The following is a 12,884-nucleotide window of genomic DNA, read 5'->3' as shown; positions in this document are numbered from 1 at the left end:
CCCGATTAAATAAGGCGCAAAAATGATGAATCCGTTAGTCATTAAATTAGGTGGCGTGTTGCTCGACAGCGAAGAAGCGCTGGAACGCCTGTTTACTGCATTGGTGACTTATCGCGAAAAGCATGAGCGCCCGCTAGTGATTATGCACGGTGGCGGTTGTCTGGTTGACATTCTGATGAAAAAACTCGCTTTGCCAGTAGTGAAGAAAAACGGCTTACGCGTCACCCCTGCTGATCAGATTGATATCATTACCGGCGCACTGGCTGGCACCGCTAACAAAACCCTGCTGTCTTGGGCGGTGAAACATAATATTAATGCTGTTGGCTTGTGTCTGGGCGATGGTGGAACCGTCTCGGTAACGCTACTGGATGCCGAGCTGGGGCATGTGGGTAATGCTCAACCGGGATCACCTACTTTGGTGAATACCTTGCTGACTGCGGATTACATGCCCATTATCAGCTCCATTGGTATTACTGCCGACGGCCAACTGATGAATGTGAATGCCGATCAGGCAGCCACCGCGTTAGCCGCCACCCTTGGGGCAGATTTGATCTTGTTGTCTGATGTTAGTGGCATACTGGATGGTAAAGGCCAACGGATTGCTGAAATGACGGCGCAAAAGGCCGAGCAACTCATTGCTCAAGGCATCATCACCGATGGTATGGTAGTTAAAGTGAACGCAGCACTGGATGCAGCACGCTCACTAGGCCGCCCGGTAGATATTGCCAGTTGGCGTCATGCGGATCAGTTACCGGCACTGTTTAATGGTGAGCCAATTGGCACACGTATTCTGGCCTAAATACCCTTCTTATTTGAAGTTGCAGCGCTGTTAGCGGCTCTTACTCACCCGAATCACTGACTTGAGTCAGCTCAACGGGATTCGTGCGTTTGCTGCCTTGCTGCCACTCCAACTACTTTGGGTATATTATGAGTTTTTATTCTGAAACTAGGGAAGAAAGATTATGGCATTGTGGGGCGGGCGGTTCAGTCAGGCGGCAGATCAGCGTTTCAAGCAATTCAACGATTCACTGCGGTTTGATTATCGGCTGGCGGAGCAGGATATTATCGGTTCTGTTGCCTGGTCGAAAGCGCTGGTGACGGTTGGGGTATTAACGGCTACCGAACAGCAACAACTGGAACAGGCACTTGATGCATTGCAAAAAGAAGTGCAGGCCGATCCGCAGGCTATCTTGCACAGTGATGCTGAAGATATTCACAGTTGGGTCGAAACCAAACTGATTGATAAAGTTGGCGATTTAGGTAAAAAACTGCATACCGGCCGTAGCCGTAATGATCAGGTGGCGACCGATCTGAAATTGTGGTGCAAATTCCAGATTACTGAATTACAAACTGCGGTTAAGCAGTTGCAGCAGGCGCTGGTTGCCACAGCCGAAGCGAATCAGGATGCCGTCATGCCGGGTTATACCCACTTGCAACGTGCTCAACCGGTGACTTTTGCTCACTGGTGTCTGGCGTATGCAGAAATGCTGTCGCGTGACCAAAGCCGACTGCAAGATACCCTGACGCGCTTGGATGTCAGCCCATTGGGCAGTGGGGCATTGGCAGGTACTGCCTATGACATCGATCGCGAACAACTGGCTAGCTGGTTAGGTTTCGCCTCTGCCACTCGCAACAGCCTCGACAGTGTTTCAGACCGCGACCACGTCTTAGAGCTACTGTCTGATGCCAGCATCGGCATGGTGCATTTGTCTCGTTTTGCTGAGGATCTGATCTTCTTCAACAGTGGCGAAGCGGCTTTTGTTGATTTATCGGATCGTGTGACCTCCGGTTCTTCCTTGATGCCACAGAAGAAAAACCCAGATGCGTTGGAATTAATCCGTGGTAAATGTGGCCGGGTACAAGGTGCATTGACCGGAATGATGATGACGTTGAAAGGCTTGCCTCTTGCTTATAACAAAGACATGCAGGAAGACAAAGAAGGGCTGTTTGATGCGTTGGATACCTGGCTCGATTGCCTGCATATGGCGGCGCTGGTATTAGACGGTATTCAGGTAAAACGGCCACGTTGTAAAGAAGCGGCAGAACAGGGTTACGCCAATGCCACTGAACTGGCTGATTATCTGGTCGCCAAGGGCGTACCCTTCCGTGAGGCGCACCATATTGTTGGTGAAGCGGTCGTTGAAGCTATTCGTCAGGGTAAAGCGCTGGAAGCACTCTTGCTGGCTGATTTGCAGAAGTTCAGCGCAGTGATTGGCGATGATGTTTATCCGATTCTGGCATTGCAATCTTGCCTGGATAAACGTGTTGCTAAAGGTGGGGTCTCACCACAGCAAGTGGCTTCTGCTATTGTCGAAGCGAAAGCACGCCTAATTTAATTAGTTAGCTATTAATATTGATAATGGGCCGCTTTATAGTGGCCCATTTTACATTTAAACGTATTTGAAATAATTTACATGTTATTTTTCATATTGTTTTATTTTGATTGACGTTACTCTAACGATTATTTTTCTTATTTAATCTACGTTATAAAACCAATATTTTCAGCCTAATAAGATTTTAATTTTAATATTCAGTTGAGTTTATACCTCTTAGTGATTATGATAATCATTATCAACCAGTGGCGTTGTAGTGAAACCTCTACTAAGATTAAAAATAGAGACATATAATTCAAAATAGCCGAAAACCTATTTTATTCCTGCATTACCTGATCCATTAATAAAGTGGCTGGGCTGCTATTAGATTTAATTCTTTATGATTTTTCTATTTTGAAAAAGGTCAGTCATATCGTTAATAGATAATGACTTTCCTTTGTTCAAACATCTCTGGTTATCCGGCATTAGATTTATTGCTGGCCATTATCACGTCTGCTATTCAAGAACTAAAATAGTTAACAGGTTAATTATATTCATATCGTAAGGATGAAATCTAATAAATGGACAATATAGTGAGAGATAAAAGAAAAATAATAACCTCAATGAATAAAATTGCCCTTGGTATATTTATAGCTCTGGCAACAGCGCAAGGCTATTCTGGCAAAGTTCGTGCGGAGGCAACGGTAACCCCTTCGGCTGAAAATGATATGCTATTGGATAAACTCAAGGTAGAAGGAGCGAATAACTCCCAGGACGGTGACTGGGTATATGATGAGCTGCACTCAGTCAGTGAAATCTCTCGCGAACAATTGGATAATCGCCCTGCCCGCCATGCGGCAGATATATTGGAACAAACTCCCGGTGTCTATTCCAGCGTCAGCCAGCAAGACCCCGCGCTTTCCGTGAATATCCGTGGTATCCAAGACTACGGCCGCGTCAATATGAATATTGACGGCATGCGGCAAAACTTTATGAAAAGCGGTCATGGTCAGCGCCATGGTGTGATGTATATCGATCCAGAAATATTGAGTAGTGTTGTGATTGAAAAGGGGGCCACCAGCGGTATGGGCGGTGCTGGCGTCATTGGTGGGGTTGCCACCTTTAATACAGTCAATGCCAGTGATTTCCTCGAACCGGGCAAAGAACTGGGGGGGCAAATACGTGCCATGACCGGTGATAATGGCACTCAGTTTATTGGTGGTGGTGTCCTGGCGCTGGGTAATGAATATGGTGATCTATTAATTGCTGCCAGTGAGCGCAATCTAAAAGATTATTGGCCCGGCAATAAAGGGGATATTGGTGCTCTTCGTTTTGGCAGAGAAGCCGCCCCAGTTTTAGGCAGAGAAATTACAAATAACAAAGTTGAATTTGCCAACTATAAAATGAGCTCACGGCTCGCTAAACTGGGCTGGAATTTGCCCGCCGACCAACGGCTGGTACTCAGCTATTTGCAAACGCAAATAAATAGCCCCAATGCCAGTATGTTAACGCAGATTGTCGATAAGTCAGATCCCTACCGTAGAATTAAAATGGGCTGGAAAAAGAGCAGCGTAAGTGATGTGCTGAACCGTAGTATAGGGTTGGATTATAGCCTCAAGCCTGAACATATTGCCTGGCTGGATGTGGCGGCTAAAATCTATTACGTTGATACCAATGATGAAACCGATACCCTGTGTTCTGATGCCGTTTTTTGTAAAAAGTTTTGGACTCAAACCCGTTTGAACACCCGTGGTTTACAACTGCAAAATACCAATTACTTTACCTTCGCCGACCACCATCAATTACAAGTCAAATATGGCCTCGAGTGGTTTAGTGACCGCTCCACCGGCAACTCAACTCAAGAAACAATGCTGGGTGTCACCCCACCCGGCAAGCGCACCATGACCAGCACCTTTGCCCAGTTGAATTACGAACATGCAGACTGGCTGCGGCTGGAAGGTGGCCTGCGTTATGATCAATTTCGCTTAAAGGGTAATACCTGGATGCAGAGCAAATCTTTCCTTAGCAACTATTCCCGTGAAAACCCATGCAACACAAAGATACATGAGCAACATCTCGCTGAAAACAGGCGGTGCTCCTATAATAACACGGTCAAAATGACCTGGGATGTGGATCGCCGTGAACAACAGCTTTCGCCCACCTTGGCTATCGGTATCAAACCTGGTGTGCAGTGGCTGGAGTTTTTTGGTAATTACGGCAAATCCTGGCGGCCACCGGCGATTACCGAAGTGCTGGCGACCGGCAGTGCACATGGTCACGGCTGGATTTTGCCCAATCCGTTTCTGGCCGCAGAGCATTCCAAAGCCTGGGAAGCGGGCATTAATATTCAACACAGTAATCTGTTTAGTGAACAAGACCGCCTGGTGGCCAAAATGGCCTACTTTGATACCCGCGTCAGCAATTATATTAATCTTGAATTATCCAAGACCAAACCACTGCTAGGTTACGGTTCCTTTGCAAATGCTACCTACATTAATAATTTATTGGCAGCCCGTTTTCGTGGTCTTGAATATCAATTAAGCTATGACATGGGTTTTTTTTATACCAGTTTAAATTATACCAGAATGATTGGTGTTAATAACTTTTGTTCTAAAAGGGCTTGGTTAGGTGGAGCGCAAACCTTTACATCTAATAAGGATGGTATTTATCCTCTCGAAAATGATAACATGAACAATATGATTGATTGCTTGGCGGGGAATAACTTATTTGGTTCTTCTGCTTATTTGCCCGGTGATCGTGGCAGTTTAACTTTAGGTGGAAGATTATTTGATAAAAAGCTAGATCTCGGCACCATTATTCGCTATAACAAAGGACATCAAGACGCATCGGTTATTAATAGCTACGGCCACGCTAATACCGCTTATGTTGCGGATTGGCCGAAATATACCTTATTTGATCTTTATGCTAGTTATAAGGTAACTAATAATTTAACTTTGCGTAGCACAATAGAAAATATAACTAATCGCGCTTATATAGTCAGTTATGGTGATTCACTTTTTTTTGCGCCAAATCGTGGTCGAACTATTCAGGGCGGTTTTGAATATAAATTTTAGTTATCAATGTTAAATATGAAGCCTTAAATAAACATACTAAATATGAATTTAAAATCTTCAGATGGAATAATAACTTCGTCTGTAGTCACACTGACTCAGTGATGAGTCATATAATGGTTGTTAACAATAAGGAAATTTATCATGACAGTAACGATCCAATATCAAAGCCAATTCAGTAACGACACTCTAACCTCTTATACTCAGCAGTGGGCTACCATTCATGGTGATATAAAAGACACGCAGGCACCAGGCTATGCCAAGGACGTTGGTCAATTTTCTGGCGGGGGGTGGTTTAGTGGTAACCAATATTCAATTGGCAGCTCTCATAGTGGTGCTAGTACTGCAATGATCGTAGAGGGTGATTTGAACTATAATATGGCCCACCATACCTTCCACGGGAAAATGGCAAACTTGGAGTTGGGTAAAAACTTGAAAGATAACTCAGATATCACTGGTAAACAGCTTGACCAAGTGGAAGTGAAATTGAGTGGCATAGATCTAACCGGTGAATATGACCCTACCAAAACAATGGTAGAAAACCATCAAGGGGATATGCATAAAGCCACCTACGGTTTGATGAGAGGCAATGCAGAACCATTGTTGGAAATCCTCGCCGCTAAGGGTATTGATGTGAATACCCCACTGAAGGATATGCCAATCGCCAGCCAATTTGACGTTATGGCGTCAGATGCACCAATGATTGATACCGTTGGTGTGATTGAAAGCAGCGATATGTTGTTAGCCGCTTAATAAATAGAACCGCCGGGAAAGGATTTTCTGGTTGATTCTCGCTGCTGTGTAATATGTGTCAGTGTATTTGTAATGAGTATAAGTGCGCCACCACCGTACTCTGGTAGATCTGGTTTCTTCTTGGCTGCGGCGGTGGTTCATATTGATATTTTAAATATTAGATTAAAATTCGCAGATTAATTTACCTACAGAATAATATAACTTAATGATGAGTGATATTTTTAATTAAAGGGATTTTAATATGACTGTGACGATTAAGTATCATGAAGAATTTAAAAATGAAACTATCTCTTCTTATACCTACTGGTGGGCCACTGATTTTGGTGATATAGCTCAAAAATCGGGTGACGGAGGATATAGTATTTACTCGGCTGGTCCAAATCCACCCACCGTTGGTATAAAACTCGCGATTCAAAATAGCTCCCCTCAAAGTAAATCTGCAATAGTGATGGAATCTAAGGGAGTACACGCGGCGATGGTTATGGAAGCTCACGGAGTGAAGTTATCCGAAGTGTCTCCCATAATCCCCGGTGAAAACGAAAGTCTGCAATTTGGTGCGAATTTAATTCCTATTCCTGATATTAACTTGGAGGATCCTCAGTTTCATCAGCTTCAACTCCAGCAAGTGCAACTGAAATTCAGCGGATTAGATATCTCAAGTGATATTGATATCTCTGTTTTAGAGATCCTTTATGCAATGCTTAGAGATAATAGCTATCCGAGTGATATGGATCTTGGTGTCTATGGCTTGCTGAGAGGCAATAACGCTTCCATACTAAAAATACTCGAATCCCAAGGTGTAGATGTAAACACGCCACTCAAAGACTTGGCGCTTGCCAGTCAGTTTGACGTTATTGTTGATATACCCGTCATTGACACCGTGGCTGATAGCAGTGAGCTATTATTAGCCGCTTAACGTTTAACAAAGTTAGTGTTGTATATTAACTTTAAAATTATTTAAGTGGATTAAATAATTTATTCAGTAGTAAAGATTGTTCAATGATAAAGTATTATTTAAAATTAAAAGGATATCATTATGACAGTAACTCTAAAATACAATGAATCAATTAAATATGAAACTATTTCCTCTTATGCTCACCAGTGGGCTGCGGCTTATGGTGACTTAATTAACATACCCAACATCCATGATAATTATACTTTTTCCAGCGGCACTGATATGGATAATAATAGAATCGCTCTGGCTGAATTTCAAAACCCAGATGGGCCAGCCGCGCTAATTATTGGTGGAACTCTATTGGGCGATAATGGCTTCATGGAACGGGGGAATTACATCCAATCCTTAGAATTTGGTAATTCATTTGTTCCTAATGCAGATAACACCTCTAATACCCCTAAGCAGCTTGATCAAGTACAGTTGAGACTAGATGGTTTAAGTATTGACGGTGATTTTTATTATTCGGTATGTTCATTGTCCAGAACGATGCATGCAGAGCCAGGAAAACCTTACCAAGGTGGCGAGGGTGAAGGCATTTACAATTTATTGAGAGGTAATGCTACCCCTATGCTGGAACTCCTCAAAGCCCAAGGTATTGATGTAAACATACCACTTAACGATATGGCGACTGCCACTCAGTTTGACGTTATTGTTGATATGCCGGTTATTGACACTATTGGTGTAACTGACGGGAGTGACATATTATTAGCCGCGTAATAAAGACAACCGACAAATGACTTTCTGGTTAGAAAAATAATACTACCGCCATATCCTCTAATTCACTTTTTATTACTATATAGGCGGTAGTTCATTTTGTTGCTTTTCTGAAAATGACTTTCTTTTGAACATCAATCTGTTCTGATAAATATATATTACTTTAATTTAATATCAGTCGCAGGAATTATTACGAAGAATATACATTCTGTATGGAAATTGATGCCATGGAATCAAGCAAAAACGCTAGCTCTTCGTCGGCATCGCCAACGATATTCTCAGCTCTGGCCCATCATAAAAAAAGTCTCTGGGGTATAGGGCTATTTACTGCTGTAATCAATCTGCTGATGTTGGCACCCGCAATCTACATGCTACAAGTTTATGATCGTGTTCTCGCTTCAGCGAATACCATGACGCTATTAATGCTGACGATTCTAGTATTGAGCATATTTGCCTTTATTGGACTATTAGAATGGATTCGCAGTGCGGTAGTTATTCGGCTGGGCACACGTATTGATATGCAGCTTAATCAACGAGTCTTTAATGCTGCTTTTGCTTCCCAACTTATGGGCCATAAAACACCTGCGGCTCAGGCATTGAATGATTTAACTTCTCTGCGCCAGTTCGCGACGGGCAGTGCTTTGTTTGCCTTTTTTGATGCGCCGTGGTTCCCGTTGTATTTGCTGGTGATTTTTCTCCTCCACCCTTGGCTGGGGGCACTGGCAGCCGCCGGCGCTTGTATATTGATATTTTTGGCTTGGCTCAATCATTGGATATGTAAAAAGCTGCTAAAAGAAGCCTCAATAATCACGGCACAAGCAACACAGCATGCTAATGCGAATTTGCGCAATGCAGATGCCATCCAAGCAATGGGGATGTTAAAAGCCTTACGTGAACGCTGGCTGAGGCAACACTCTCAATTTCTCTATCAGCAAAATGTTGCCAGCGATAAAAGCAGCCGCGTGACGGCTTTATCCAAATCTAGCCGTCAGGCGTTGCAATCTATGATGTTGGGGCTAGGCGCGTTGTTGGTAATCGATGGTGCTATTACCGCAGGTGTGATGATTGCTGGCTCTATCTTGGTCGGTCGGGTGTTAGGGCCAATTGATCAACTGATTGCGGTTTGGAAACAGTGGAGTCACACGCGACTGGCCTACCAACGTCTCTCTTATCTGTTGGCGCAACAGCCTCAACCCGCTACTGGTATGATTTTGCCGCCTCCACAGGGCAAATTAAGCGTCACACAACTTACAGTTTGCAAACCGGGAACACATATTCCGGTATTGCAATCTATCAACTTTGAACTGCAACCCGGTGATGTGCTTGGCATTTTGGGGCCGTCAGGCAGTGGTAAATCCACTCTGGCGAAGTTGTTGGTCGCAAGCCAATCTGCATTCAGTGGCTCGGTTCGTCTAGACAGTGCAGACATTTCTCAGTGGGATAAAAGCCATTTAGGGGCCTTTATTGGTTATCTACCCCAAGATATTCAGCTATTTCGCGGTTCAATTGCTGAAAACATTGCGCGTTTTGGCCCGATTGATAATGCAAAAGTTATTGCTGCCGCACAATTAGCCGATGTGCATGACTTGATTCTGCATCTACCGCAAGGCTATGACTCTCAGCTAGGAGACGAAGGCGAAGGGTTATCCGGCGGCCAGCGGCAGCGAATCGCCTTGGCGCGGGCTGTGTATGGGATACCAAGGCTTATCGTATTAGATGAGCCAAATGCCAGTTTGGATAAAGAAGGTGAAAAAGCCTTATTAGCTGGCATTTGCCAGCTAAAACAGCAGGGCAGCACGATTGTGATGGTCACCCATAAACCAGAACTGTTATCGGGTAGTGATTACTTATTGTTTTTAAAAAGTGGGCAAATAGAGCTGTTTGATCGTACTCAGAGCATATTGAAAATAAAAGATAAAGCAGCAGTTGAACCTGAGACCAAAGCATTTAACACGCGTAATGGCTGGGGTAGTGGGGTGTCATATGACGTTGCTCCCATTCGCACCGCATCACAAAAATAAACACCACGGAGGGAGATAAAACAATGCTACCTGAATCAAGCCGTTTTCCAGTTACTGATGAAAACCATCAGCAGCAAAACCGATTACGGCCACAGATAAATAGTTGCTACTATCTAAATCTTGGTGGGTTACTGGTTGTCGGTGGTTTTATTGGTTTTTTACTTTGGGCTGCGCTGGCACCACTGGATAAAGGGATTGCGGTTATTGGCCAGGTTGTGGTTGCTGAAAATCGCAAAGTTATCCAGCCCCTGCAAGGGGGGCGTATCCAACAGTTACATATTGCTGAAGGGGAAGAGGTAACCATAGGGCAATTACTCATCACCATGGATGATTCAGTGATTCGTAGTCAGCGGGATAGCCTGAAAAATCAGTACTTAAGTGCTTTGGCGCAGGAGGCTCGCTTAACCGCTGAGCAGGATGGTGTGAGCGAAATTATTTTTCCTGAAACATTACTCCTGCATCCAACCCAACCGCTGGTTGAACGTAATATTGTCTTGCAGCAACAACTTTTCCATCACCGTCGCCAGGCTCAATTGAGTGAGATTGCTCGCTTATCCGTACAAATTACGCGTCATCAAGACCGGTTGAATGGTTTGCAGGTGATGCGGCGTAATAATCAGCGTCAATCGGACTTATTCCAGCGACAATTACAAGGTGTTCAACTGTTGGCGAAAAATGGTCATGTTGCTAACAATCAGTTACTGGATATGGAGCGTCAGGCGATATCACTCCATGCACGGGTAGAGCAGGATACCAGTGATATTGAAGAGGCTCATAAACTAATTGATGAAACCGAACAGCATATTTCACAACGGCGTGAACAGTATCAAAGTGAGAATCGTGAGCAATTAGCGAAAGCGCAGCAAAATACCCAAGACTTGAAGCAGCGTTTGAGCATAGCAGAATATGAGTTGGATAATACCCGGATATATGCCCCAGTCAGTGGTGCGGTTATTGCTCTGGCTCAGCATACGGTGGGAGGCGTGGTGAGTAGCGGGCAAACATTAATGGAACTGGTCCCCAGTGGGCAACCATTATTAGTTGAAGCCCAGTTACCAGTAGAGCTAATTGATAAGGCCAGAGCAGGCTTACCCGTTGATCTCAATTTTTCTGCTTTTAATCAGAGTAATACCCCTAAATTATACGGTTCTGTATTACATGTTGGGGCCGACCGTATACAGCATCCGCAAACCTCACAGCCTTATTACCCTTTAACCGTCGCTATTGATATGTCTCAAACCGAGTTGGCCATCCGGCCCGGTATGTCTGTTGATGTCTTTATCCGAACCGGGGAAAGATCATTACTCAATTATCTGTTTAAACCGTTAGCGGATCGCCTGCATGTAGCATTTGCTGAAGAATAACGCTTTTGGCGAGTCACTGTTGGTAACTCATGGAAGATAAAGGAATATGGCGATTTAATTCATGATGATAAGAAAAAATAATACCCGCACTCTTCTTTGGTGGGGGAGTGCCATGTTTACCAGCAGCACCCATATGTACCTGCTCTGGTTGCTGAGTACCGAATCTGTACTGGTTAAACATCCTGATGACGCCCCGGCGGCAGTGATGCTTACCTTGTCGGCAGAAACGCAGTTCACCCAAAACGTGGAACAAAATCCGGTGGTGGGAATACAACAGACTTTTAACGAACCGCAGGTTGAACAACAGGAAGCTCAACCAGAAGACGTGAGTAATTTGCTGACAGCACCTGAGCAACCTAATGCTGTACTGCTAGTTGAGAAAGAGGTGGAAATCACTGAAGAAGAACCTGTAGAAGAACCAGTGAAAATAAAACGTCCACAACAGCAAGTAATGAAACCGCGTAAACCTGTCATTGAGGAAACACCAGAAAACCGCAATAAGCCTTCTCCGCCAGCAGCCGTAGCCAGCACAACACTATCTGGCGAGAGCCATCAAATTGCTGCCGCAGCAAATAGTGATTCCGTGCATAAATAAAAGGTTAAAATGAATTGGCGAAGCCGCTTGCAAGGGCATCTGGTGGAGTTTAAACGCTATCCACCCAGAGCCAGAAAACAGCGACAACAAGGCATCGCCACTATCCGTTTTGTGGTCAATAAAGATGGGCATGTTCTATCTGCTCAGCTTATAAAAAGCAGTGGGGCCGCTATTTTAGATCATGAAGCATTGGCACTTATTAAACGTGCTCAGCCATTACCTAAACCACCTGCCGAGTTGTTATTGCATGGGCAAATAACATTAGCTCTGCCCATTGGTTTTGATTTAAAAAATAAACGCGAGTAATAGCGGTGACGAGCACGGCAATCTATAAGGCGAGTAGTTTGGCTAAACAGGGGATAAACTTCGCCCTGTTTAGTCTTATTCAGATAGCCAACCGAGCGCACAGATAGCGGTTTAGACTAATCCCTTCCTCCGAGGCATTAATTGCCAGACGCCGGTGCTGTTCCGGTGGTAAGCGAAGAACCAGTTTCCCGCTATAATGCTTTTCTGCCAAGGGTTGTGGTGGTATTTCACCATGAGTCTGCATGTCGCGCAGAATATCGGCAACCAACGCAGTGATACCTGCCAAGGCTTCGAAGCGCTCTTTTGCAAGCCATGACAAGCCAGGGAATTCCGCACACAAACCAACAAACTCATTATCTTCTGCCGACCAAGTAATCCGATACGTATAGTGTTCGATGTTAACCATTATCCATTTCCTCGAGTTTAGCCAATGCAGCGATCACCTGTTTTACCTGATAAAATTTGGCCATTCCGCTGCTGTCCTTTTGAATGTTGATCCGAGGGTCTCCTTGCCAGGGAGTACCATAGACATGATGACTACTGGAGTAATGCCTGGGAAAGCCAAAGTAAAAATTACAGATTTTGACGAGTTCGCGGAATTTAACCCCAGCGGGGTTAGCTTTAATCTGAGCAACCCGACTGTCCATGTCTTTCATAGTACCTCCATTTTAGTATCATTAGTGGTATCAAATCAATAGTGATAGACCCACTAGTGCCGTTTTAAAACGACTAGAATTGAACAAATAGTGGGCATTACGGCTTCAGATGCCAAGCGGGATGATTCAATTCATGG

The 12,884-nt window shown here is 44.3% G+C and carries 10 protein-coding genes and 1 pseudogene; 9 read left to right on the top strand and 2 right to left on the bottom strand.

Features of this window, described 5'->3' with window-relative positions:
- The first annotated feature begins 22 nt into the window (after positions 1 to 22).
- The 9 genes and pseudogenes from argB (at position 23) to ACWJJO_RS21925 (ending at position 12,091) form a co-directional block, all read left to right on the top strand.
- Complete coding sequence (gene argB / locus ACWJJO_RS21965) at positions 23 to 799, top strand: acetylglutamate kinase (protein ID WP_481091522.1); 777 nt, start codon at positions 23 to 25, stop codon at positions 797 to 799.
- 163 nt (positions 800 to 962) lie between these two features.
- The gene (gene argH / locus ACWJJO_RS21960; protein ID WP_083161800.1) at positions 963 to 2,336 is read left to right on the top strand and encodes an argininosuccinate lyase; all 1,374 of its coding nucleotides are present in this window, start codon (positions 963 to 965) and stop codon (positions 2,334 to 2,336) included.
- 557 nt (positions 2,337 to 2,893) lie between these two features.
- Positions 2,894 to 5,386 (top strand): TonB-dependent hemoglobin/transferrin/lactoferrin family receptor, encoded by a 2,493-nt coding sequence (locus tag ACWJJO_RS21955; protein ID WP_481091521.1) that lies wholly within the window; start codon positions 2,894 to 2,896, stop codon positions 5,384 to 5,386.
- A gap of 141 nt (positions 5,387 to 5,527) precedes the next feature.
- Complete coding sequence (locus ACWJJO_RS21950; protein WP_420073915.1) at positions 5,528 to 6,136, top strand: heme acquisition protein HasA; 609 nt, start codon at positions 5,528 to 5,530, stop codon at positions 6,134 to 6,136.
- 241 nt (positions 6,137 to 6,377) lie between these two features.
- Positions 6,378 to 7,052, top strand: a complete 675-nt coding sequence (locus tag ACWJJO_RS21945) for a heme acquisition protein HasA (RefSeq protein ID WP_420074092.1) — start codon at positions 6,378 to 6,380, stop codon at positions 7,050 to 7,052.
- 120 nt (positions 7,053 to 7,172) lie between these two features.
- Entirely contained in the window at positions 7,173 to 7,808 is a 636-nt protein-coding gene (locus ACWJJO_RS21940) for a heme acquisition protein HasA (RefSeq protein WP_372569778.1), read from the top strand.
- Between the two features lie 224 nt (positions 7,809 to 8,032).
- Positions 8,033 to 9,826 carry a type I secretion system permease/ATPase gene (locus tag ACWJJO_RS21935; protein ID WP_481091520.1) on the top strand — a complete coding sequence of 598 codons (1,794 nt, stop codon included), beginning with the start codon at positions 8,033 to 8,035 and terminating at the stop codon, positions 9,824 to 9,826.
- A 23-nt stretch (positions 9,827 to 9,849) separates the two neighbouring features.
- A complete protein-coding gene (locus ACWJJO_RS21930; protein ID WP_420073481.1) occupies positions 9,850 to 11,190 on the top strand; it encodes an HlyD family type I secretion periplasmic adaptor subunit in 1,341 nt (446 codons plus the stop codon).
- A 61-nt stretch (positions 11,191 to 11,251) separates the two neighbouring features.
- Positions 11,252 to 12,091: pseudogene (locus ACWJJO_RS21925) on the top strand (energy transducer TonB family protein).
- Between the two features lie 79 nt (positions 12,092 to 12,170).
- On the opposite strand, the gene ACWJJO_RS21920 reads toward ACWJJO_RS21925, so the two are convergent.
- Together ACWJJO_RS21920 and ACWJJO_RS21915 are read right to left on the bottom strand one after the other, a co-directional pair.
- A complete protein-coding gene (locus ACWJJO_RS21920) occupies positions 12,171 to 12,497 on the bottom strand; it encodes a type II toxin-antitoxin system HicB family antitoxin (protein WP_083161810.1) in 327 nt (108 codons plus the stop codon).
- Positions 12,490 to 12,747, bottom strand: coding sequence for a toxin HicA (locus ACWJJO_RS21915; RefSeq protein ID WP_083161812.1), 258 nt, complete (start codon positions 12,745 to 12,747; stop codon positions 12,490 to 12,492). The genes ACWJJO_RS21920 and ACWJJO_RS21915 overlap by 8 nt, the downstream gene beginning before the upstream one ends.
- Between the last annotated feature and the right edge of the window lie 137 nt (positions 12,748 to 12,884).

The organism is Yersinia antarctica (genome assembly GCF_056636475.1).
This window is presented reverse-complemented; position numbering and strand designations above follow the sequence as displayed.